The organism is Agarivorans litoreus, from assembly GCF_019649015.1.
GTDB lineage: Bacteria > Pseudomonadota > Gammaproteobacteria > Enterobacterales > Celerinatantimonadaceae > Agarivorans > Agarivorans litoreus.
In genome coordinates this window covers 1,551,490-1,573,293 of the sequence record NZ_BLPI01000001.1, presented here as the reverse complement: position 1 = coordinate 1,573,293, position 21,804 = coordinate 1,551,490, and the positions used below count along the sequence as shown (strand labels likewise).

20 protein-coding genes and 3 tRNA genes are annotated in these 21,804 nt (G+C 45.1%); 12 read left to right on the top strand and 11 right to left on the bottom strand.

The features are described from left to right. Positions 1 to 44 precede the first annotated feature (44 nt). Positions 45 to 1,067 (bottom strand): EF-P beta-lysylation protein EpmB, encoded by a 1,023-nt coding sequence (gene epmB, locus K5L93_RS07245; RefSeq protein WP_220719110.1) that lies wholly within the window; start codon positions 1,065 to 1,067, stop codon positions 45 to 47. A gap of 34 nt (positions 1,068 to 1,101) precedes the next feature. On the opposite strand from epmB, the gene efp reads away from it, so the two are divergent. The 3 genes from efp (at position 1,102) to K5L93_RS07230 (ending at position 2,590) form a co-directional block, all read left to right on the top strand. After that, positions 1,102 to 1,668, top strand: coding sequence for an elongation factor P (gene efp / locus K5L93_RS07240; RefSeq protein WP_220719109.1), 567 nt, complete (start codon positions 1,102 to 1,104; stop codon positions 1,666 to 1,668). Between the two features lie 225 nt (positions 1,669 to 1,893). Next, entirely contained in the window at positions 1,894 to 2,112 is a 219-nt protein-coding gene (locus K5L93_RS07235; RefSeq protein ID WP_220719108.1) for a hypothetical protein, read from the top strand. A 328-nt stretch (positions 2,113 to 2,440) separates the two neighbouring features. Then, the gene (locus K5L93_RS07230) at positions 2,441 to 2,590 is read left to right on the top strand and encodes a hypothetical protein (RefSeq protein ID WP_220719107.1); all 150 of its coding nucleotides are present in this window, start codon (positions 2,441 to 2,443) and stop codon (positions 2,588 to 2,590) included. Between the two features lie 172 nt (positions 2,591 to 2,762). Here the strand turns inward: K5L93_RS07230 and frdD are convergent, their stop codons facing one another. The 4 genes from frdD to frdA are packed head-to-tail and all read right to left on the bottom strand — an operon-like array spanning position 2,763 to position 6,047. Further along, positions 2,763 to 3,116, bottom strand: coding sequence for a fumarate reductase subunit FrdD (gene frdD, locus K5L93_RS07225; RefSeq protein WP_220719106.1), 354 nt, complete (start codon positions 3,114 to 3,116; stop codon positions 2,763 to 2,765). A gap of 9 nt (positions 3,117 to 3,125) precedes the next feature. After that, complete coding sequence (locus tag K5L93_RS07220; RefSeq protein ID WP_220719105.1) at positions 3,126 to 3,515, bottom strand: fumarate reductase subunit C; 390 nt, start codon at positions 3,513 to 3,515, stop codon at positions 3,126 to 3,128. A gap of 2 nt (positions 3,516 to 3,517) precedes the next feature. After that, a complete protein-coding gene (locus K5L93_RS07215) occupies positions 3,518 to 4,252 on the bottom strand; it encodes a succinate dehydrogenase/fumarate reductase iron-sulfur subunit (RefSeq protein ID WP_220719104.1) in 735 nt (244 codons plus the stop codon). A 1-nt stretch (position 4,253) separates the two neighbouring features. Beyond that, positions 4,254 to 6,047, bottom strand: a complete 1,794-nt coding sequence (gene frdA, locus K5L93_RS07210; protein WP_220719103.1) for a fumarate reductase (quinol) flavoprotein subunit — start codon at positions 6,045 to 6,047, stop codon at positions 4,254 to 4,256. Positions 6,048 to 6,244: 197 nt separating this feature from the next. On the opposite strand from frdA, the gene epmA reads away from it, so the two are divergent. Then, a complete protein-coding gene (gene epmA, locus K5L93_RS07205; protein ID WP_220719102.1) occupies positions 6,245 to 7,219 on the top strand; it encodes an elongation factor P--(R)-beta-lysine ligase in 975 nt (324 codons plus the stop codon). Between the two features lie 39 nt (positions 7,220 to 7,258). On the opposite strand, the gene K5L93_RS07200 is transcribed toward epmA, so the two are convergent. The 4 genes from K5L93_RS07200 to rsgA form a co-directional block, all read right to left on the bottom strand. Beyond that, the gene (locus K5L93_RS07200; protein WP_220719101.1) at positions 7,259 to 8,662 is read right to left on the bottom strand and encodes an SLC13 family permease; all 1,404 of its coding nucleotides are present in this window, start codon (positions 8,660 to 8,662) and stop codon (positions 7,259 to 7,261) included. A 68-nt stretch (positions 8,663 to 8,730) separates the two neighbouring features. Then, positions 8,731 to 12,009 carry a miniconductance mechanosensitive channel MscM gene (gene mscM, locus K5L93_RS07195; protein WP_220719100.1) on the bottom strand — a complete coding sequence of 1,093 codons (3,279 nt, stop codon included), beginning with the start codon at positions 12,007 to 12,009 and terminating at the stop codon, positions 8,731 to 8,733. 134 nt (positions 12,010 to 12,143) lie between these two features. Next, positions 12,144 to 12,998 carry an archaetidylserine decarboxylase gene (asd, locus tag K5L93_RS07190; RefSeq protein ID WP_220719099.1) on the bottom strand — a complete coding sequence of 285 codons (855 nt, stop codon included), beginning with the start codon at positions 12,996 to 12,998 and terminating at the stop codon, positions 12,144 to 12,146. A gap of 28 nt (positions 12,999 to 13,026) precedes the next feature. Beyond that, the gene (gene rsgA / locus K5L93_RS07185) at positions 13,027 to 14,067 is read right to left on the bottom strand and encodes a small ribosomal subunit biogenesis GTPase RsgA (RefSeq protein WP_220719098.1); all 1,041 of its coding nucleotides are present in this window, start codon (positions 14,065 to 14,067) and stop codon (positions 13,027 to 13,029) included. 93 nt (positions 14,068 to 14,160) lie between these two features. Here rsgA and orn point away from each other — a divergent pair, with 93 nt between their 5' ends. The 5 genes from orn to K5L93_RS07160 all read left to right on the top strand — a co-directional run bounded on the left by orn (position 14,161) and on the right by K5L93_RS07160 (position 16,541). After that, positions 14,161 to 14,715 (top strand): oligoribonuclease, encoded by a 555-nt coding sequence (gene orn / locus K5L93_RS07180; protein ID WP_220719097.1) that lies wholly within the window; start codon positions 14,161 to 14,163, stop codon positions 14,713 to 14,715. 285 nt (positions 14,716 to 15,000) lie between these two features. Continuing rightward, positions 15,001 to 15,076, top strand: a tRNA-Gly gene (locus K5L93_RS07175). 91 nt (positions 15,077 to 15,167) lie between these two features. Then, a tRNA-Gly gene (locus K5L93_RS07170) sits at positions 15,168 to 15,243 on the top strand. Positions 15,244 to 15,448: 205 nt separating this feature from the next. Further along, positions 15,449 to 15,524: transfer RNA gene (locus K5L93_RS07165), tRNA-Gly, on the top strand. Between the two features lie 297 nt (positions 15,525 to 15,821). Continuing rightward, positions 15,822 to 16,541, top strand: a complete 720-nt coding sequence (locus tag K5L93_RS07160; protein WP_220719096.1) for a DNA alkylation repair protein — start codon at positions 15,822 to 15,824, stop codon at positions 16,539 to 16,541. Here the strand turns inward: K5L93_RS07160 and ppgK are convergent, their stop codons facing one another. Continuing rightward, positions 16,542 to 17,279, bottom strand: coding sequence for a polyphosphate--glucose phosphotransferase (ppgK, locus tag K5L93_RS07155; RefSeq protein ID WP_220719095.1), 738 nt, complete (start codon positions 17,277 to 17,279; stop codon positions 16,542 to 16,544). Positions 17,280 to 17,338: 59 nt separating this feature from the next. Further along, complete coding sequence (queG, locus tag K5L93_RS07150; protein ID WP_220719094.1) at positions 17,339 to 18,472, bottom strand: tRNA epoxyqueuosine(34) reductase QueG; 1,134 nt, start codon at positions 18,470 to 18,472, stop codon at positions 17,339 to 17,341. Between queG and K5L93_RS07145 the strand changes: the two genes are divergently transcribed. Genes K5L93_RS07145 through K5L93_RS07135 form a run of 3 tightly spaced genes read left to right on the top strand, consistent with a single transcriptional unit; the run spans position 18,471 to position 21,800 of the window. Further along, positions 18,471 to 19,991, top strand: coding sequence for an NAD(P)H-hydrate dehydratase (locus tag K5L93_RS07145; protein ID WP_220719093.1), 1,521 nt, complete (start codon positions 18,471 to 18,473; stop codon positions 19,989 to 19,991). The genes queG and K5L93_RS07145 overlap by 2 nt on opposite strands. Further along, positions 19,991 to 20,461 (top strand): tRNA (adenosine(37)-N6)-threonylcarbamoyltransferase complex ATPase subunit type 1 TsaE, encoded by a 471-nt coding sequence (gene tsaE, locus K5L93_RS07140; protein ID WP_220719092.1) that lies wholly within the window; start codon positions 19,991 to 19,993, stop codon positions 20,459 to 20,461. Before K5L93_RS07145 ends, tsaE begins: the two co-directional genes overlap by 1 nt. Next, the gene (locus K5L93_RS07135; RefSeq protein ID WP_220719091.1) at positions 20,451 to 21,800 is read left to right on the top strand and encodes an N-acetylmuramoyl-L-alanine amidase; all 1,350 of its coding nucleotides are present in this window, start codon (positions 20,451 to 20,453) and stop codon (positions 21,798 to 21,800) included. Before tsaE ends, K5L93_RS07135 begins: the two co-directional genes overlap by 11 nt. Positions 21,801 to 21,804 lie beyond the last annotated feature (4 nt).

The following is a 21,804-nucleotide window of genomic DNA, read 5'->3' as shown; positions in this document are numbered from 1 at the left end:
TGCTTAACTTAAAAAGGAGTTAAGCCTTGTTCTGTTGCTTTAGTTTAGCTCAAGCCAATATCTATGGGTGTTTTACTGCGTTTGCCTGCTTGCTCGCGGGCTAAACGAGGAACTAAGAAGCCAGGTAATCTTTGATATAAGTCCTGCATTATCGCTACTGCGCTTTGCTCGTCAATATCGTAATGAGCTGCACCGGCAACTTTGTCGAGCAAAAATAAGTAGTAAGGCAAAATATTAGCCGAGAATAAGGCCTCACTTAGTTGCGCTAGAATGCTAGCATCATCGTTTATATCCTTTAACAGCACTCCTTGGTTAAGCAAGGTAATGCCTGCTTCATGTAACTTGGCAAAGGCGCTGCTTAGCTCTTGGTTTATCTCGTTGGGGTGATTGATATGGCTTACCATAATGGTTTGCAAGCGAGTCTGTGCCAGTAGCTGAGTCAGCTCGTTAGTCACTCGGCTTGGAATAACCACTGGTAATCGAGTGTGAATACGCAGCCGCTTTAAGTGAGGAATTTGTTCTAGTTGTTCTATTAACCAAGCAAGCTGTTGGTCGTTAGCCATTAGAGGGTCGCCACCACTAAAAATCACTTCATTAATTGCTTGATCTTGTGCGATGTAATCTAGCGCTTGTTGCCAACCCTGTTTGTTTGGGCTGTTATCTTGATAAGGAAAGTGGCGACGAAAACAATATCTACAGTTAACTGCACAACCGCCACGTACAATAAATAATACTCGGCTTTTATATTTATGCAGTAAACCGGGTACAGCGGCTTGGTGCTCTTCTAAGGGATCTTCGTTAAAGCCTGCTACTTCCATAAACTCGGCCTGTTGAGGCAAAACTTGCAGTAGCAGTGGGTCATTAGGGTTGGCTTTTTGCATGCGTTTGGCAAAGCTTAAAGGCACACGCATTGGGAATAATTTACGGGCTGCAATGTCTGATTGGAAGTTTTCCGGGTCTAATTGCAAAAATTGCAGCAGATCTTTGGGATCTGTGATGGCGTTTGCCAGCTCTTTTTGCCAATTACCCTGCACAGCAGCGTCGTTTCGCGGTATTATTCGCAACATTGAAATTGATATTACCTTGTAAGTAGAGGACCAAATGGCGTCATATAGTACCAGTGAATTCAAAGGCGGGCTAAAAATTATGCTCGACGGCGAACCATACGCAATTCTAGAAAACGAATTTGTAAAACCAGGCAAAGGCCAAGCATTTAACCGCGTTAAGTTACGCCGTTTATTAACCGGTAAAGTATTAGAAAAAACCTTTAAGTCGGGCGAATCTGTAGAAGCTGCCGACGTAATGGATTACGAATTAGCCTATTTATACAATGATGGCGAATTTTATCATTTTATGAACAACGATACTTTCGAGCAAATCGCCGCTGACGAAAAAGCGGTGGGCGATGCGGCCAAGTGGTTAGTTGAGCAAGACGTATGTGTTATTACCACTTGGAACGAAAATCCAATTGCTGTAATGCCACCTAACTTTGTAGAGTTAGAAGTGACAGAAACAGACCCAGGCCTTAAGGGCGATACTGCCGGTACTGGTGGTAAACCTGCTACTTTAAGCACTGGCGCGGTTGTGCGTGTGCCATTGTTTATTCAGATTGGTGAAGTGGTTAAGGTTGATACTCGCAGCGCCGAATATGTAGGCCGTGTAAAGTAATCACTACTTAAAAAATAGTAGGGAGCTTCGGCTCCCTTTTTTATTTCGTTTTTTGTGTAAGATCTAGTTTGATCAACTAACTTTTTAGATGAAAAATATGTTTGCTAGTTGAATAAAATTTCCTCGTTAATCGCTTTGATTTAAGTCAATTTTAAACTTTGCGCAATCGCGATTTGTCTGCAATGCTTAATCAACAACCCACTTAATGATAAAAAGGTTATCAGTATGGATGCAGTGATAGAAGCACCTGTAGGGCATGTAAGTAAGCGTTACTCCCATAAACTGAGTTTTGCGAGAGATGCAGGTGATTACCCAACCGGTGTGTTCGAGCAGTTAGCTTGTAAAGAAGCAGAACTGGATATGCTTAAACAGCGAGAGATGCAGTTAGAATCAGAAATTCGTTTACTTAAACGTAACTGCCAACGAGATATTAAAGTAGGCTGATCCCAACTCAGCGTATTTACTATTTAAGCTAGTAAAAGTGTTATCTGTGATAATTGGTTTTTAACTGGGTGTATTGTTGCACTGGCTGCCCTTTTACTAGGCTTAACTAAACGCTAAACTCCTCCAGCATCCGCAGTCGAAGCTGATATATCGTATTTCTTCTCGACATCTATTTTTTTTACCAATATGGCTAAACTTGGATGTTCCTATAGGTAGTCAGTTTTCTTAATTCATCTAACAACATTGAGTAGCTGTGCTAAGCGGTTCTATGTTTTGGCAAGGTATATTAAGTACTAAGTTTTTTAAATTCCGAATCCAAGGAGTAGGTATGCTGCTTGCTGTTGCGTCACTGATATTGATCTTAATTGCTGTGGTGCATTCCTATTTAGGTGAAAAGTACATTCTTATCCGTTGGTTTAAACGCGAGAACATTTCGCATTTATTGGGTGGTGAGCATTTACCAAGGACACTTTGCTAGCCTATTTTTTACTAAAGTTAAAAACTAATCTTGTCTGGTATTTGGGCTGATTAGTGCAATATGTTTTATCGAGGCACTTAGCGGGTAGCAATAATAAATTGCGAGCAGTTAGGGATGATGTAGTGGTGAAACAAAGTGGGCAATTAACTTAGCCCACTTTGTTTTTAGCTGTTTATACTAAGCCCAGTAACAGCAATGTTGCACAGGCGATTGAGCCAGCGAAGGCTACGCCATAGAACAATGCTTTTACTAAGTTGCCAGCGTGAATGCCGAAGTCATGTAGGGTATGGTAAAGGCGATGCATGCACAGCCAAAGTGGTAAGCTAATCACTACCCAAATTACCGCGGCACCTAACCAATGTTGAGAAAAGGCCAACAGCCGCTCATAAGAGAATTGCTCGCCGGGAATAATGCCCATTGGCACCAGTAAGCCAGTGATTAAAATAGCAATTGGTGTGAACAAGGCTGCAACCATGCCGCCCGCGCCAAACATTCCCCAAAATACCGGTTCATTAGAACGTTTCATTGGTGTCTCCTAAATCAAAACCAAGATTAAGCCGGCTAAGCTAATCACCGCCAAAGCGCCGTACATCCCACTCACTATCCAGCTGTCGGGTACGCGCTTTTGGCCTAGCCAAATGTTGGCGGCTTTAGGGGCTAAGCTAAACCAGGTAATACTGTGGTAAAGCGTCCAGGCAAGGCTAAGTATGTGAAATACTACCCAGCCTGGTTGGCTCATTGCAGCTAGCCAACCGTTAAAGGCCTCGGCCCCTTGGCTTAAACGAAATAACCCAAACAGCAATACAAAGCTGTAAATAGCAATCACTAGGCTTGAGCCTTCACGGATGATGTATTTGGTATGAAACGTGTTTTTTAGCCACCACGTTGCACCCATTTTTCTTTCATAAGGTTTACGTTTGCTCATGCTTACTCTCCTGGCTTGAACATGGCTATTACATAGTCTTTGGCGCTATCTACTTTACCAAGTTGAATCGCTGCTGCTGGGTCTACATCTTTCGGACATACCTTCGAGCAGTAACCAACAAAGGTACAGCCCCATGCGCCTTCTTCAGCATTGACTATTTTCATACGCTCGGCCTTGCCAGCGTCACGGCTGTCTTGGTTGTAGCGATGCAATAGTGCGAGTGCAGCAGGTCCAGTGAAAGATTTGTCTAAGCCATATTGCGGACATGCCGCGTAACAAAGGCCACAGTTAATGCACATCGAAAATTGACGATATTGCGCCATTTGCTTAGGTGACTGGGTGTGACAGCCATCTTCTAAGGCGCGTGGCTTATCGTTGATGATGTAAGGTTTTATGGCTTCTAACTTCTCAATGAAGTCGCTCATGTCTACCACTAAATCACGTTCGATAGGAAAGTTTGCTAGAGCCTCTACCTTCATGCCATTGGGGTAATCACGCAAGAAGGTTTTACAGCCTAACTTAGGAACGCCATCTACCATCATGCCGCAGCTACCACAAATAGCCATGCGGCAAGACCAGCGGTAGCTAAGGGTAGGGTCAAGTTCGTCTTTAATGTAAGCCAAGGCTTCTAGCAGCGACATTTCGCGGGTGTAAGGAACGTCGTAGCTTTGCCATACCGGCTCGTTGTCGCTTTCTGGGCGGTAGCGCAGAATATCGATTTTCATCGTTTCGGCCATGTTAATTTGCCTCCGCTTGTTTTTTGGCTGCTTCTTGGGCATCGGCGGCTGCGCCGTAAACACGTTCGGCAGGTTGAGATTTGGTGATCTTCACATCGCTGTAGCTAATCTCTGGTGCACTGTCAGGGCGGTAATTAGCTAAAGTGTGTTTAAGGAAATTCACATCATCACGCTGCTCATAACCATCAATACGCTGGTGCGAGCCGCGGCTCTCTTTGCGGTTAATCGCCGAGACCGCCATCGCTTCGGCTACGTCTAATAAGTAACCAAGTTCTACAGCGTAGAGCCATTCGGTATTAAACACTTCGCTGTCGTCTACCAACTTAATGTTTTTGTAGCGCTGTTTTAGCTCGGCAATTTTATCGATGGTTTGTTGCATGGTTTCTGCGGTGCGGTAAATGCCCACGCCAGCTTCCATGGTACGACCTAACTCGTTGCGAATATCTGAGGTTTTTTCATCACCTTGATTCGATTTTAAGGCTTGGTACTTAGCCAGAGTTTGCTCTGCTTGCTCAAGCAATGAAGCACTGTCGCTATGCTCACTCACAATCGCATTGCGTGCTGCCGATTCGCCCGCTACTTGACCAAATACGGTTATTTCGGTCAGCGAGTTAGAGCCTAAACGGTTGGCGCCATGCAAGCCAACTGATGAACATTCACCCGCGGCATATAAGCCTTTTAGTGAAGTAGCGCAGCGGCCGTCGGTTTCAATGCCACCCATGGTGTAGTGCACGGTTGGCCGCACTGGAATCGGTTCTTTAACTGGGTCTACGCCCATGTAGGCTTTTGCCAATTCACAAATAAACGGTAAGCGTTCTAGTAAGTAGTCTTCGCCTAAGTGGGTAAGGTCGAGATTTACGTAGTCGCCATTTGGCCCTTCAATGGTGCGACCAAGTTGCGCTTCTTGCCAAAAGCACTGGCTTAAACGGTCTCGAGGCCCTAGCTCCATGTATTTGTTTTTAGGTTCGCCAACTGGCGTTTCTGGCCCTAGGCCGTAGTCTTGCAAGTAACGGTAGCCATCTTTGTTGGTAAGAATGCCGCCTTCACCACGACAGCCCTCGGTCATTAAAATGCCTGAGCCGGGTAAACCAGTAGGGTGATATTGGACAAACTCCATATCACGCAGTGCTACGCCATGACGATAAGCCAAGGCCATACCGTCGCCAGTCACAATGCCGCCGTTGGTATTAAAGCGATAAACGCGACCTGCACCGCCAGTGGCAATAATCACTGACTTAGCTTGAATAAGCTTGGCTACGCCTTCAGCGATATCTAAAGCGATAACCCCTTTTACTTGGCCGTCTTCTACGACTAGGTCGAGCACAAAATGCTCGTCGTAGCGCTTAATGCTGGGGTACTTGGTTGAAGTTTGAAACAAGGTATGAAGAATGTGGAAGCCACTTTTATCGGCAGCAAACCAAGTTCGCTCGATTTTCATGCCGCCAAAACGGCGTACGTTTACACTGCCATCGGGACGACGTGACCAAGGGCAGCCCCAGTGTTCTAGTTGAGTAAGTTCTTTGGGCGCGCGCTCAACAAAAAAGTCCACCACGTCTTGTTCACACAACCAATCTCCACCCGATACGGTGTCGTTAAAGTGGTTATCAAAGCTATCGTGATCTTGAGCTACACCTGCAGCACCACCCTCTGCGGCAACGGTGTGGCTGCGCATTGGATATACTTTTGAAATTAATGCTACTTCTAACTCGGGGTGTTGTTCTGCAACTTCAATGGCGGCGCGTAAACCTGCGCCCCCAGCGCCAACAATGGCGACATCAGTTTTGATTAGTTCCACGCTTTTCTCCATACGAAATAAGCCTACAATGATTGTGCGGGTATTAACTTTTTGATGCTTGACTAAAATCAAATATTGACGCTACTTTGTGCAAGCTGCTGAGATAATTTAGCTTTTGAGATATAACTCCCGCTTTTGTTAGCAAAGTGGTATAAAACCCCGCGACAATTTCTAACTCAATGCAGGAAAAAATTTGCATGTCTGAAACACTTTGGCAACCCTCTGCAAGTATTCAATCACTTCAGCAAAGAGCAAAAATCATTAACAAAATCAGATGTTTTTTTGCCAAACGTGAGGTGATGGAAGTCGACACACCTTGTTTAAGCCAAGCCTGCGTGAGTGACGTACACTTGCATAGCTTTAGTACAACCTTGTCGGGGCCAGCAGCACCCAAAACCATGCCTTTGTATTTACAAACCTCGCCCGAGTTTCACATGAAGCGTTTGTTAGCTGCTGGTAGTGGCTGCATTTATCAGCTGGCTAAGGCTTTTCGTAATGAAGAGGCTGGGCGTGTTCATAACCCAGAGTTCACTATGTTGGAGTGGTACCGTATTGGCTTTGACCATTTTGCCTTAATGGATGAAATGGATGAGTTAATCACCGAGGTATTGGCTTGTGATAAGGCAGAGCGTTTAAGCTATGTTGAAGCCTTTGAGCGACACCTTGGCATCAATCCTCTTAATGCTAGCCACGCTGAGTTTGTTGCAGTAGCTAAACGCCTATCAGTTGAAGACTTGGTGGCGAATGAGCCTGATCGAGACACTATTTTACAGCTGTTATTTAGCTTGGGCGTTGAGCCTAAAATTGGCCAGTTGCGCCCTTGTTTTGTTTATCACTTTCCAGCATCACAAGCCGCACTAGCTAAAATTTCAGCAAAAGATCCGCAAGTGGCAGAACGCTTTGAGTTATATTTTAAAGGCGTAGAGTTAGCCAATGGCTTTCATGAACTCACCGACGCTAAGGAGCAAGCTGCGCGTTTTGCTAAAGACCAGCAGGTTCGGGAAAATATGGGCTTGGCTGCTGCGCAAGTGGATCAGCATTTTTTAGCTGCTTTAGCGGCAGGCCTCCCCGCTTGTGCAGGCGTTGCTCTAGGCATCGACCGCCTGTTGATGTTGGCGTTAGGCACACCTAACATTCAAGCGGTGCAAAGTTTTAGCGTAGACAGAGCGTAAATAAACAAACGGGAGTTGCGCTCCCATTTGTTTTTGGTTTTATAGGATCACCATCATCGCGATATACAGCAGTGCCAAGCCGGTGCAGCCAATAATCCCGCCTACTTTTATTAAGTCTTTGGTTTCGATAAAGCCGGTTGAGTAAGCCAAGGCGTTGGGCGGGGTGCTAACGGGTAACATCATGCCTAAGGAAGCCGACAGGGCAACAATAATCAGCAGAGTAGTGATGCCGCCGTCACCATCCAAACCATGCAAGCTGGTGGCAACTGCCGCCGCAATGGGCATAATTAAGTTGGCGGTGGCAGTGTTCGACATAAAGTTCGCCATCACCACACAAATAATCGATAGCACCACAATGACCGCTAACGTGGGCAGGCTAGCAAAATCGATAGATGTAGCTATTTTGGCGGCTAAGCCACTTTTTTCTAATGCCATGCCCATGGCGATACCACCGGCCACTAACCATAGTACATCCCAGTTAAATAGCTTGAGATCGTCTTTGCCAATGACTCCGGTTAAGGTAAACACCGCTAAAGGAATAATAGCCACTACGTAACTGTTCATGCCGTGCCAGGCGGTGCTTAGCCACAGTAAGATGGTGAGCGCAAAAGTGGCATACACAATGTAAGCGCGAGTGCTTTGTTGAAAATGACCTTTCAAATTTAGTTCTAATACACCGGTTTTTGAGGGGTAGAGCTTGCACAATAAAAACCATGCAATGGCCAGCTGAATGATAACAAAGGGAATGCCAAAGGCCATCCAAGACGCAAAGGTGATTTGCCCTTCGGGAATATATTGAAGGGCAATGGCATTTGGTGGCGTCCCAATCGGGGTGCCTATTCCGCCAGTATTGGCAGCAACAGGAATGGCTAAAATAAGCCCTTTCATCCCTAAATCGTTACGTGGAGCTGCAGCGATTAACGGGCCAACTATGGCTAGCATCATTACTGTGGTGGCGGTGTTACTCATAAACATACTGAACACGGCAGTAATTAGCATAATGCCGAGCATGATCATTGGAATGCGCTTGCCAAATGGCCTAAGGAGTACGCGGGCTAAGTTGTTGTCTAGCTCAAACTTAGAGGCGCCAATAGCCAGAGCAAACCCACCCATAAATAGAATAATAATTGGCGAAGAAAAGGCGTTAAAAATACTGGTATAAGGGATTAACTCGCCCATTGGCGCCGCACCACTATCCGTCATGAGAGCACTTATCCCTTGATTGGAGATAAAAACCAGTTCTAGAGTGATAATTAACAAGGAGGTGGCAAATACTGGCACGGGTTCAAAAATCCATAACAATGCCGCCAAAACAAAAATGGCAATAATACGGTGTTGCACCACGGTTAATTCTGGTAGAGGAATTAAGCTAGTGGGGAGTGCCAATATTAACAGGGGAACAATAAAACAAACCAGAAGCTTGAAATGTTTTTGCAAGGCCATGATCGAGGTCTCTAGGCTAATTAATTGAAATAGTGGTTTTTTATAGCCTTAAGATAGCAAAATCATACTTAGGTATTGAGAGATATATCTAATTGTGGGTAGGCAATCTCTATGTTATTCGCCTTAAACTTGTCGTTGATCAAAGTGTACAGTTCATGGGTCATTGGTAAGCGGTAGCGCATTTCACTTACATGGATACGCATTTCAAATTTCATGCCGTTATTAGTGTATTCGGTAAAATAGATTTCTGGTGCTGGATTGGCTAGTACCAAGCTGTTTGCATCTACGGCTTCTTGTAGTAGTTTGTGAACTAATTGGTTATCTGAATTTTGTTTAACTTGCACCATTAGCACCACTCGGGTGATGGGATCGGTGAGCGACCAGTTAATAAACTGTTCAGTAATAAAGGCTTTATTAGGTACGATTATTTCTTTACGGTCCCAGTCTACAATAGTAGTTGCGCGGGTTTCGATGTTAGAAATTGTGCCGGTGAGCTCGCGAATAGTCACGGTATCGCCGATTCGAATCGGTTTTTCAAACAGAATAATTAAGCCGGAAATAAAGTTAGCAAAAATCTCTTGCAGACCAAAACCTAAACCTACGGTGAGTGCAGCTACTAACCACTGAAGTTTTGACCACTCGATGCCCAATAAACCAAAGCCACTAAAAATACTAAACAGTATTACCATGTAATTGATCATCGTGGTGATGGCAAAACCAGTGCCTGGGTTTAGCGACAAATGCTGTAATACCATTAGCTCCAACAAGCCGGGTAAATTACGAACAAGTACTACCGCAAAAAAGATGACCAACAGTGCTGATCCCAGGGAGCGTAGCGTAATGGCATCAACTGTAGCTACGCCAGCACGGCTAGAACTGCTTTCCCATAATGTAACGTTGTCTAGGAATGAGAACGCGCTGGTCATTTCTGACCAAATAAACAATAAAACTAACACTAAAGATAATACTAGTGCTGCTCGCAATAAACCTAAAGATTGAGCGCTAATGGTATCTAAGTCGATCACGGGCTCTTCAATGGCGTCAATCACTCCTTCACTCGAACTAGAAGGGTCGTCCTCTTCTGATTGACGTTGAGCTATCATTTCAGCACGGCGCACTTTGGCGCGGTCGAAGGCTATTCGACGGCGTTGTAACAACATCCACCGATGAATCAGTAAATAACCCAGTAGGAATAGTGCGGCAATGATAAAACTAAGTACCACTTGCCAATAAACGGTAAATGCGGTGGCAAAAAAGCCCGCTGCAGAGGCGAGTGCTGCCATTAATGGGATGCTAATTGCTGCTCCCCAAATGAGCTTTCGGGCTAACTGAGGTGCTTTAAAAATGTCTATGTGGTAGTTAACTGGTAGCTCGATACGATAAATGTTGTGAAAGCCGTAAGCTACCCATAGCAACAATACAATAAAAGCTAAACGCGCTAAACCACTGTAGGCAGGCTGACTGGTTTGTAAAATACAGAGTTTTAGAAGAAATAGTAAAGGTAAAGTGATGTAAACAATACGTCGAATTAGTATGATTGCTTGTTCTACATTTACTAGCGGCCACTTAAAATGGGTGTTTAGTAGTCCATTTTTTTGGCAGAATTGCTGTAACAAATGGAATAGCCACAATACCATAGCCACGCTAACCAGTGCGCTACCAACATCACGCGCAAAAGGGTATTCCCACTCGTAAATCAAAGCATAACCAGCACTACCGATAAATAGCGCTAAAGGTGTAGCAAATGCAGCGCTAAGTACTAAATTGGCCAAAGTATAACTAAATTTATCACGGGTAATGTTGCCGGTTTTTGAATCGATACGTTGCAAGTAACCTTTTAGCCAATGCTTTTTCAAGTAGTAAACATAAGCAACACTTGCCGCGACTAAAAATAGCCAGAATAGCCAGAATCCTGACATATTAGCAATTGCGCTGGTAAGTTGATCTAACTGTTGGGTGTTAAATAGCCATATCAAAGAATGGCGTATATCACTAAAAAAGCTAAAGTCGATGGCTTTCACATCGGCGGTCCAAAATAACTCTTGGTTAGCTTCTTTGTTAATGGTGTTAAGTTGACTATTTAGCTTTGAGTAATCCAGCTTGAGGCGAGCTAACTCGAACAGTCTAGCGTCTAGCTCCAATAAGTATTTCTCTGAAAGTTGCTGGTTAAGCTTTAAATGCTTGTTAAATATTTTGGCTTGTTCTTGATTTAAACTGGCGGTGAACTCTCGCTGAGTTTTTTGTTTGGTTTGATTACGTTGGGTATAAAGCAGGTTTTGATGACGGTGTTTGCTGATCCGCACTTCAATAATTTTCTGCTCTATGGGGGCAACGGTTTTGGGTTTTGGCAAACTCGTAATTTGTTCTCGAAGGTACTCTCCGTATGAGCGTGTGACTTTTAACCAAGACACTTGTTCTTTAAAATTAGCAAAGGTGAGTTTGATGTGCTCAAGCTCGTCATTTACCTGCTGCTGTAAGTCGGCAATTTCTTCACTTTGCTCGAACAGTTCAGATAGTTCGGTTTGTAGAAATTGATTTTGCTCGACCAATTCTTTCACTATTGGGTTGTCGAGTAATTCTGGAGCGGAAAACTCTAGCTGATCTGACAAGCGTTGCGCTTCGACACGGTGTTCTATTGATAAACGATGCTTGATATTTTCTAGAATACGTTTTTCTGCCAACTGTGTGCGTTGCAGCAAGCTTAATTCTAGCTGTAGTAATTCGTTACGGTGGTTAGCACTCTGCGCCGCTAGCTCTAGCATCGCCAATTGAGCGGTTAAGCTGGCTTCATTGACTTGGGCGCGAACTCGCTCGGCTTCTTCAACTTCATTGAGCACACCAAATTCAAGTTGCGCTAGCTTGGCACGCACCGAGTTTAGTTGCTCACGCAGTGGACCGCTGCGCTGATGGTGTTCGCTTACGTCTAAATCAATGCGGTATTGGCGTTGCTTTAACTCATCGATGTTGGTGTTTGTATTGCTGAGTCGAGCTTGCCATACAGAGAGTTGTTCATTTAGTTGGTTTGAATTTAGCTCTGTTAGGCTCTCGATAGTTGGAGCTTGGTATTGATTGAGTTTTTCTTGTTGATCTTTACGCAAGCGAGAGAAGTTATTGATGATATCACGATAGTATTTGGCTTTTTCGCGATAGTTGTTGCCTTCTTTTAACAGCGCCAAAGATTCTTCGTATATGAGCTGCTGCTGTTGGGTGTTTAAGTTATTTGGCTGGATATCGAGGGAGTTAATTAAGCCTTTTAGGTGAGACTCTCCGCCCGCATTGGCTTGAGCCACTGCAGAAATTAATAGCAGTGCCATTGCGAAAGTGCGACAGAAAATCGATAAATTCATTGGTACACAACCATGGTTAAGACCGAACTATTGCGTTTAGCGTTGTTAGTTATTTTATATTAAATATATGAAATAGCGTAATAATAGGCAGAATCGAGTGAGCCTTGGCAAAGATTTACCAAGGCTCACTGTTATTACTCCGCTTTGCTGGCAAAGTGTGTACCCATCACTGTGGTCACGGTAGGCGCTAGTGACTGTTCGAACTCAATGGCATCTTTAGCAAATAGCATGACTACGGTGGAGCCTAATTTAAATCGGCCCATCTCTGCACCTTTATCAAGATTTATCTCCTGATCTTGATAATCCCAAGTGAATACTTGTTTACCACCCGGTGGCGTTACTGTGCCGGACCAAATGGTTTCTATGCTAGCAACAATGGTTGCACCTACTAATACCATGGCCATAGGGCCGAATTCGGTATCAAAAATTGCCACGACGCGCTCATTGCGGGCAAACAGGTTGGGCACGTTGGCCGCAGTGAGAGGGTTAACCGAGAAAAGTTGCCCGGGTACGTATACCATTTTGCGCAGTTTGCCTTTACAAGGCATGTGGATGCGATGGTAGTCTTTGGGGGCTAGATAGATGGTAGCGAAGTCGCCATCGCTAAATTCTTCTGCTAAGGCTTTATTCCCACCGAGCAGTTCGCGAGCGCTGTAGTCATGACCTTTGGCTTGTATTAACTGACCATGCTGAATGGGACCAAGCTGGCTTACTGCGCCATCCACTGGGTGAGCAAGCTTGTTGTCGCCTTCAACAATAGGGCGGGTGCCTGGCTTTAACGGGCGAGTAAAAAACGCATTGAAGCTTGGGTAAGCATTGGCTTCGCTGTGAACAGCGTCATTCATGTCTACTTGATAATGATTTATGAACTTTTTAATGATCCAATGACTCAACTTTCCTGCTTCAGCTTGAGCAAGCTTACCCACTAAACGGGATAAACCGTGTTGAGGGAAGCAGTACTGGGCGGCAACTTTAATTTTGTCTAACACGCTACATTCTCGTCGTTTATTGGTTTAATTATTTCTTTCCGGGAATAACCCGAGAAGGTTTGTTATTTTCCATCGTTTCGAGAATACGCTGGTAGCTGTCGAAACGCTGTTGCAAAATTTTGCCTGAGTCTATCGCTTCTTGCATCGCACAACCAGGGTCTCCTTGGTGCTTGCAATCACGAAAACGGCATTGATTTAACCAAGGGCGAAATTCGATAAAGCCCCAAGCTACTCGGTCTTTTTCAAGGTGCCAAAGTTGAAATTCACGTACTCCGGGGGAGTCGATTAAGCGGCCACCACATACTAAGTGATATAAACGAGCGGTAGTGGTGGTGTGCTGGCCTAGGCCTGATACTTCAGATACTTCTTTGGTATCGATGCTTTGCTCTGGCAGAAGACTATTTACCAGCGAGCTTTTGCCTACGCCTGATTGGCCAACAAAAATACTGGTTCTATTGCTTAATTGTTGGCTTAAATCATCAAGCCCCTCAGCTTGTTTAGTGCTAGCGTAAATAACTTTATAGCCAAGCTGCTGGTAATTTTTGAGTTGTTCTTCAATTGCTTGGCGTTGCTCGGCATCAAGCAAGTCAACTTTGTTCAGCAGGATAATGGGTTCAAGATCTACATCTTCAACGGCAACTAGGTAGCGGTCGACAATGCTGGTGGAGAATTCGGGTAATACTGCAGAAACTATTACTACTTGGTCGATGTTGGCGGCAATGGCTTTGATACCGTCGTAAAAATCAGGGCGAGTTAGTACTGAGCGGCGCTCGTGGCAGGCTTCAATAACCCCTCGAATGCCCGATTGTTCTTCGTTACCGGCTCGCCAAACAACTTCATCTCCAGTGACTAAAGAGCCTACTGAACGGCGCATATTACAACGGAATATTTCTCCATTGTTAGCTTCCACATCGGCATGTTGGCCGAAGCGGCTAATGATAGTTCCCTCTTGTTGAGGACCTAATTGGTCATCTAACCATTGGTGGCTATCTTGTTTTTTTAAGCGCTTTTCTTGGTTGCTGCGCACACGGCGAAGCTGACCTTGGCTCAGTTTCTTTCTCTTTGTCACGAAAACTGCTATTCAAGTAAGTGTAATAAATCGCTATGATACCGCTTATCAAAGATTTGCGGAAAATATTTCCGAAATATAAATAGGGTCAACATGACTGTTAGTGAACAGAACTTAGTTTGGGTTGATATGGAGATGACTGGTCTCGAACCCATGACTGATCGCGTTTTAGAGATCGCGACGATTATTACCGACGCTCAGTTAAATATTCTTGCAGAAGGGCCGGTGATTGCTGTTCACCAATCTGACGATGTTTTAGCGGGCATGGATGAGTGGTGTACTAACACTCATACAGGGTCAGGTTTGGTTGCTAGAGTTCGTGCCAGCAGTGTTGATGAGAAGCAAGCTGCCCAGCAAACTATCGATTTTATCAAGCAATGGGTGCCTAAGGGCGTATCTCCGATGTGTGGCAATAGCATTGGTCAAGATCGTCGCTTTATGCATCAGTACCTTCCTGAGCTTGAGCAGTTCTTTCATTACCGAAATATAGATGTAAGCACGGTAAAAGAATTGGCTCGCCGTTGGCAGCCAGAAATTTTAGATGGCTTTACTAAAAGCGGTACTCATCTAGCTTTGGATGATATACGCGAATCGATTGCTGAAATGCAGCATTATCAAAAAACCTTCTTTAAACTGGGCGAAAACTAAACAAACAGTTTAAGAGCTGTAATTTTTTCTTTTACAGCTCTTGCAAAGGCAAAATTTCCTCGTATAATTCGCAGCCCTAAACAACGTGAAGGCATGGCCTAACTTTGATTTAGCAAATTAAGCGGCACTAGCTCAGTGTGGGTACAACGAGTAGCGCAACCTTTGGTTAGGCTCTCAACGCACTAAATAGTGATAAAGATTAAGCGGCACTAGCTCAGTGTGGGTACAAAGAGTAGCGCAACCATTGGTTAGGCTCTCAACACACTAAATAGTGATAAAGATTAAGCGGCACTAGCTCAGTTGGTAGAGCGCAACCTTGCCAAGGTTGAGGTCATCGGTTCGAACCCGATGTGCCGCTCCAAATTAAAACTTTAACTAATACCAAGTAGTTGAAGTTGAACTGCACTAGCTCAGCGTAGAAGAACACAGCGCTCAATAGTGATAAAGATTAAGCGGCACTAGCTCAGTTGGTAGAGCGCAACCTTGCCAAGGTTGAGGTCATCGGTTCGAACCCGATGTGCCGCTCCAAATTTAAAACTTTAACTAATACCAAGTAGTTGAAGTTGAGCAGCACTAGCTCAGTGTGGATATAAAGAGTAGCGCAACCTTTGGCTAAGCTCTCAACACATTAAATAGTGATAAAGATTTAAGCGGCACTAGCTCAGTGTGGATATAAAGAGTAGCGCAACCTTTGGCTAAGCTCTCAACACATTAAATAGTGATAAAGATTTAAGCGGCACTAGCTCAGTTGGTAGAGCGCAACCTTGCCAAGGTTGAGGTCATCGGTTCGAACCCGATGTGCCGCTCCAAATTGAAGCCCTGCATCATTGATGCGGGGCTTTTTTTTGCCTGTTGTTTTATGGTCAATTAAATACTCAAGCCGTTGTTGGTGGATTAATACCAATCGTACTAAGTAACTGTTCAATCTATCTGGTTAAAATGCTCGATCACTGCGTTAGAATTTTTGATTGTAGAATAACTACTTATCGAAAATTTCTGCCTTATTCTCGAGTATTTTTCCTGCGTTATTTCTGATCACTTACTTAGTGTGATTGGTATAAGCTTGTGTTTAACATAAGCATTTTATTGAGCATAAAGGGTGGGTGATGAATCAAGTCGAACTCGTTCAAAAAGCTTTACGCGAATATGCTGAGCCAGAAAAAGCTGCTTATTTACCGAAGTTTTTTCAAGCATTGCCAGGTGGTTATGGCGAAGGTGATCAGTTTTTAGGTATTCGTGTGCCTAATACTAGAAGAGTTGCCAAAGCCTATCCTTTGCCTCTAGAGGAGCTTACAGACTTAATCTCCTCTGCCTTTCATGAGGAGCGCTTTTTTGCCTTGGTAGTCATGTGTCAGCATTATCAAAAAGCGAAAACATTTCAGCAACAACAAGCGGTGTTAGCGTTTTACCAGCGCTACATTAAGTATGTGAATAATTGGGATTTGGTTGATTGCTCAGCGCCTAAAATTGTTGGCCCTTATATCTGGCAGCATCAAGATTGGGAGCTGCTCGAGCAATTCGCTAGCAACAGTAGTATGTGGCAGCAACGCATTGCTATGGTAAGTTGCTTTTACTATATACGCCAAAATGATGTTGATTTAACTATTACGCTAGCAAAGCGCTTTCATACCCATGCTCATCCCTTAATGCACAAAGCGGTGGGATGGATGCTCAGAGAGCTGGCTAAGCGAGACAAGCCAGCTGTAGAGGCCTTTTTGCAACAGCACCTTAGCGAACTGCCCAGAGAGCTTCTTCGTTATAGCATTGAGCATTTTGACGAGCCGCTTCGCCAATCTTATTTAAGCGGCTCTATTCTCGAATCTTAATTAGCTTTGATGTTGGGCGTACATGGCTGCGCCAACAATGCCGGCTTGGTTTAAGCCCTGTGCAGGCAAAGCTTCAGCTTTTAGCTTGAGCTGCGCTTGGTACTTTTCGAATTTTTTACTGGCACCGCCGCCAATAATGAAGCAATCGGGCGACATTAAAAACTCGAGGCGCTGTAGGTAAAGGTTGAAGCGCTTGCCCCATTTTTTCCAGCTTAGCTCTTCTGCTTCGCGCACTCTGGCGCTGGCATAGTGCTCGGCTACTCGTCCTTCTAAAATAATATGGCCAAACTCGGTGTTGGGAAGCAATTCGCCATTTACAAACACTGCGCTACCTAAGCCGGTGCCAACGGTAATAATCACTACCACACCTTGGTGCTGGTGACCTGCGCCAAAGGCCATTTCGGCCATGCCGGCTGCATCGGCATCGTTCACTACATAACACGGGCAGTCGGTATATTCGGCGAATAAGGCTTCAACGTTGGTGCCAATCCAGCTTTTATCAATATTAGAGGCAGTTTGGGCAACCCCGTGGTGAACCGTTGCAGGAAAGCCGCAACCAATAGGACCTTGCCAAGCAAAATGCTCAACCATCTGCTTTAAGCTTTGGGCTACTGCTTTGGGCGTGGCGGGCTGTGGGGTGGCTATACGATGACGTTCGCTAATAAGCTCGCCAGTGGTAGAATCTACGATGGCTGCCTTTATGCCGGTGCCACCAATATCAACGCCAAGTAAGTGCATGAGCTGCTTCCATTTTATTTGTTCTTAAAAAGTGTAACAGAACTTATTCTACTGATGCATTAAGCATCACGAGTTAATCCTTTTTCTATAATACGGATCAAACGTGCGGTTTTGCGAGAAGCTTTTGCCGCTTTATTCTGTTGTTGCTCTATCGCCCAATTAACGTGGTGTTGGGCAACGGCTTCAAGCCCTTGCTTGGCGCTTAGCTCGTCAATAGCTTGTTGTGAATAGGCTGCGTTGCCTAAGGCAATCGCGATATTGCGTAGCCACTGTTGATAGCCGATCCGACGAATTGGCGAGCCTTCAGTTTTCTTTAAAAACTCTTCTTCGGTCCAGGCAAATAGCGCCAATAGTGTTGGTTGATCTAGTTGTTCTCGGGCAGCAAAGTCGGCTTCTTGAGTTAGCTGGGCGTAGCGATTCCAAGGGCAGGTAAGCTGGCAATCGTCGCAACCGTAGATGCGATTGCCCATTAGCGGTCGTAATTCTTCCTCAATGATCCCATCGTATTCAATGGTGAGATAAGAAATACAGCGACGCGCATCTACTTGATAGGGTTCAACAATGGCTTGGGTGGGACAAATGGTGATGCAGGCAACACAATCACCACATTGCTCGTCTACTGGTTGGTCTATGGGCAGGGGTAAATCAACAAACAACTCACCTAAAAAAAACCACGAACCAGCATCTTGGTTGATGATTAAGCTGTGTTTACCTGTCCAACCTAAGCCTGCTTTAGTGGCCAGTTGGCGCTCCATTACCGGGGCAGAATCGACAAATGGGCGCATATTTAGCTGCTGTTGGCAGTAATCATTAATCGCTTTTCCCAGTTGGTTTAGCCGCTTGCGCATTAGCTTATGGTAGTCACGACCCAGCGCATAACGACTAATATATGCCTGATCGATGGCGCTGAGGCTTTGGGCAAACTTAGCGTCCTCTGGTAGGTAATTCATGCGCACCGAAATGATCCGTTGAGTGCCTTCATGCAGCTGCTCTGGATGTTTGCGAAGCTCAAGATTACGGGCTAAATAGTCCATTTCTCCGTGGTAGTTTTTTGCCAGCCATTGCTCAACATCTTGATGATGTTGACTAAGATCCACATCTGTTATGCCGATCTGCTGAAAACCTAGCGATTTAGCGGTTAGCTTGATATGTTGAACCAGCTGTTTTAGGTCTATTTCGGATAGTAGGGACATGGCTCCAGAGCACCGATTGTTTTCGCACAGTTTACCACAGAGTTTATGGCGCGCCGAAGTAGTGAAACGCCAAGAAGCAGTGCTGGCTGAGCAGCAAGGTATTAGCTTGTATTCTTTGATGGAACAGGCGGGCTTGGCTGCCTTTAAACTGATGCAGTGCCAATGGCCCAATGCCAAGCGCATTTTGGTATTAGCGGGCGGTGGCAATAACGGCGGAGACGCCTTGGTGGTTGCGCGGTTGGCCAAGCAAGTTGGTAAACGGGTAAAGGTGCTTGCCTTAGGTGATTTAGACCGAATGCCTAGTGAAGCACAACAAGCCTTAGCCGCCTGGCAAGCCGAGGGCGGACAGCTTGATCTTAGTAAACAATTTGATTGGCCGTGTGATGTGATTATTGATGGCGTGTTGGGCATTGGCTTAAACAGTGATGTGCGAGCGCCATTGCAAGCGCTGTTTGCGCAAGTCAATCAAAGCGGCGTGCCAGTGCTTGCCTTAGATTTACCTTCAGGTTTATCTGCAGATACCGGAAAGCTGTTAGGTAGTGCGATAAAAGCTAGCGCTACTATTTGTTTTATCGCTGCCAAGCAAGGTTTGTTTACCGGGCAAGCACCTGAATATGTTGGCAAGTTGCTATTTGCCGGTTTGGGGCTAAGTGACTTGTTCGAGCAACAAAATACTACCGAAGTTAGCCGCGCAGATTATGCTCAGTTACGCTCGATGCTTGCGCCTAGGGCAAAAGCAGCTCATAAAGGTAGTTGTGGCCGAGTGACTTTAGTAGGCGGTAATACTGGAATGGTCGGTGCTATTCGTATGGCTTCCGAAGCCTGTTTACGCACTGGTGCTGGTTTGGTTAATGTATTTACTCAGGCGCAAAATCAGTTGGTGGTGAGCAGCGGGCGCCCAGAGTTAATGGTTACAGCAGTGGCTAAGCATTCTCTGCAGCAGCTATACAGCAGTTTAGTCCAAGCTAGCTGTAAGGTGATAGGTCCCGGATTGGGACAAGATGAGTGGGCGCAAGCGCTGTTTTCAGCTGTATTAAGTGAGGACAAAGCCTGCATAGTAGATGCCGATGCACTTAACCTGTTGGCTAAAGCACCGATGCAGCATGAGCAATGGGTACTAACCCCACATCCAGGCGAGGCAGCGCGTTTGTTGAATTGCTCTGTGGCAGAAGTAGAAAGTGATAGAATTGCTGCCGCTCAAAACATACAGCGCTGTTTTGGTGGTGTATGTGTATTAAAAGGTGCCGGCACCGTTGTAGCTGGCGCGCAAGGGCAAGTGAAAATTTGTACTGTAGGTAACCCCGGCATGGCTTCGGGCGGGATGGGAGATGTTTTGTCTGGTATAATCGGCGGCTTAATCGCCCAATTTGCAGCCAAGCACTCATTGTTTGATATTGCCTGCCTTGGGGTGTGTATTCATGGTATGGCTGCAGATAAAGCTGCAGAACAGGGAGAAAGAGGCATGCTGGCCTCAGATCTAATGCCTTTTATAAGACAACTAGTGAATCCAAATTTGTAATGAAAACGTGGCATATTGAGTTAACTGACGCAGAACAAACGGTAGCCTTAGGCGCATTATTAGCTAAAGCTTGTCAGCAGGCATCAGTTATTTATTTAGAAGGTGATTTAGGCGCTGGGAAAACCACTTTAACCCGCGGTTTTATTCAAGGTAAAGGCCACACTGGTAAAGTAAAAAGCCCAACCTACACCTTGGTTGAACCTTATGAATTAGGTGAGTGGCGAGTCAATCATTTTGATTTGTACCGTTTGGCCGACCCAGAAGAGCTAGAATTTATTGGTATTCGCGATTACTTTGCCGACGATTGTTTGTGTTTGGTGGAATGGCCTGAAAAGGGTCAGGGCTTTTTACCAGCCGCAGACTTGTTGGTTGAGCTAGCTTATCGAGGTGAGCAGCGCAGTGCTCAAGTGAAAGCATTGAGCGAGCAAGGACAAAAAGTAGTGGAGTGGTTGAGTCAACATGCAGGGTAGTTTTAGATTAAGTCGCTGGATAGGCTTAGGATTGTATTTGCTTTGTGGGCTGGCAATGGCCAGTAGTGATGTATCTGGGGTGCGTGTTTGGAGCGGCCCAGACAATACTCGTATTGTATTGGATTTATCTGGTGCGCCACAGTTTAGCCATTTCAACTTAAGTAAACCTAACCGCCTTGTGTTGGACCTCTCCGCTAGTAAAATGCTCAGTGATTTGAGTAAAGTTCCTTTATCTGGTGATTTGGTCAAAAAAATCCGTCCGAGTACCCCAAAGGCTAAAGGCGATTACCGCTTGGTTATAGAGCTTTCACAAGCGGTTAATCCTACGGTGTTTGCCCTTAAACCTACCGGAAATTATGGCCATCGCTTGGTGATAGACTTGCCAGACAAAGCCGGTAGCGCACAAATTAAAAAGCAACAACAGCAGATTTCTAAAGCTAAAACCCAGCAACAGTTAGCGGGCAACCGTGACATTATTATTGCTATCGACGCCGGCCATGGTGGTGAAGATCCCGGTGCCATCGGCAACAAAAGAACCTACGAAAAACATATCACGCTGGCTATCGCTAAGCGTGCGCAACGCCTTATTAATCAAGAGCCCGGCTTAAAAGCCGTGTTGATTAGAGAAGGTGACTACTTTGTTAATCTAAATAAACGCTCGCAAATAGCGCGCAAAAACAAAGCCGACTTTTTGGTGTCAATTCATGCTGATGGTTTTACCTCCTCTCAACCAAAAGGCGCTTCTGTTTGGGTGGTATCTACTCGCCGGGCTAAAAGTGAAGTGGGTCGCCATTTAGAACAACATGAAGCCGAATCTGATTTGTTAGGCGGTGTTGGTGAAGTAATGGGCAGTGTAGAAAATGACGCACATCTTAACTTCGCTTTGATTGATATGCAGATGGACTACTCAATGAACACCGCTTATGAAGTAGCTAAAAAAGTATTAGGTGAACTAGGCAAAGTAACTTCGCTACATAAAAAACGTCCCGAGCATGCCAGCCTAGCAGTGCTTAAGTCGCCAGACATTCCTTCTATTTTGGTGGAAGCGGGTTTTATTACTAATCACAAAGAAGAAAAGTTACTAAAAACGGGTAATCACCAAGAAAAGATTGCCAAGGCGGTAGTGAAAGGCATTAAAGCCCATTACCGCACTAAGCCTTTGGCGGGCACTTTGTATGCGCAAACCTATGGCGTGCGTAAGCATACCGTGAGAAAGGGCGAGTCTTTATCGGTGTTGGCTGCTCGTTACAATACCAGCGTTGCGGGTTTGAAAAAGGCCAACAAACTAACTTCTAATACCTTGCGTATCGGTCAAGTTCTGACCATCCCAAATAGTTAATTCG

Bases quoted from the DNA above. Each gene is read 5' to 3' on its own strand.
- epmB (WP_220719110.1), bottom strand. From the start codon at position 1,067: ATGTTGCGAATAATACCGCGAAACGACGCTGCTGTGCAGGGTAATTGG.
- efp (WP_220719109.1), top strand. From the start codon at position 1,102: ATGGCGTCATATAGTACCAGTGAATTCAAAGGCGGGCTAAAAATTATG.
- K5L93_RS07235 (WP_220719108.1), top strand. From the start codon at position 1,894: ATGGATGCAGTGATAGAAGCACCTGTAGGGCATGTAAGTAAGCGTTAC.
- K5L93_RS07230 (WP_220719107.1), top strand. From the start codon at position 2,441: ATGCTGCTTGCTGTTGCGTCACTGATATTGATCTTAATTGCTGTGGTG.
- frdD (WP_220719106.1), bottom strand. From the start codon at position 3,116: ATGAAACGTTCTAATGAACCGGTATTTTGGGGAATGTTTGGCGCGGGC.
- K5L93_RS07220 (WP_220719105.1), bottom strand. From the start codon at position 3,515: ATGAGCAAACGTAAACCTTATGAAAGAAAAATGGGTGCAACGTGGTGG.
- K5L93_RS07215 (WP_220719104.1), bottom strand. From the start codon at position 4,252: ATGGCCGAAACGATGAAAATCGATATTCTGCGCTACCGCCCAGAAAGC.
- epmA (WP_220719102.1), top strand. From the start codon at position 6,245: ATGTCTGAAACACTTTGGCAACCCTCTGCAAGTATTCAATCACTTCAG.
- K5L93_RS07200 (WP_220719101.1), bottom strand. From the start codon at position 8,662: ATGGCCTTGCAAAAACATTTCAAGCTTCTGGTTTGTTTTATTGTTCCC.
- mscM (WP_220719100.1), bottom strand. From the start codon at position 12,009: ATGAATTTATCGATTTTCTGTCGCACTTTCGCAATGGCACTGCTATTA.
- orn (WP_220719097.1), top strand. From the start codon at position 14,161: ATGACTGTTAGTGAACAGAACTTAGTTTGGGTTGATATGGAGATGACT.
- K5L93_RS07160 (WP_220719096.1), top strand. From the start codon at position 15,822: ATGAATCAAGTCGAACTCGTTCAAAAAGCTTTACGCGAATATGCTGAG.
- ppgK (WP_220719095.1), bottom strand. From the start codon at position 17,279: ATGCACTTACTTGGCGTTGATATTGGTGGCACCGGCATAAAGGCAGCC.
- K5L93_RS07145 (WP_220719093.1), top strand. From the start codon at position 18,471: ATGGCTCCAGAGCACCGATTGTTTTCGCACAGTTTACCACAGAGTTTA.
- queG (WP_220719094.1), bottom strand. From the start codon at position 18,472: ATGTCCCTACTATCCGAAATAGACCTAAAACAGCTGGTTCAACATATC.
- tsaE (WP_220719092.1), top strand. From the start codon at position 19,991: ATGAAAACGTGGCATATTGAGTTAACTGACGCAGAACAAACGGTAGCC.
- K5L93_RS07135 (WP_220719091.1), top strand. From the start codon at position 20,451: ATGCAGGGTAGTTTTAGATTAAGTCGCTGGATAGGCTTAGGATTGTAT.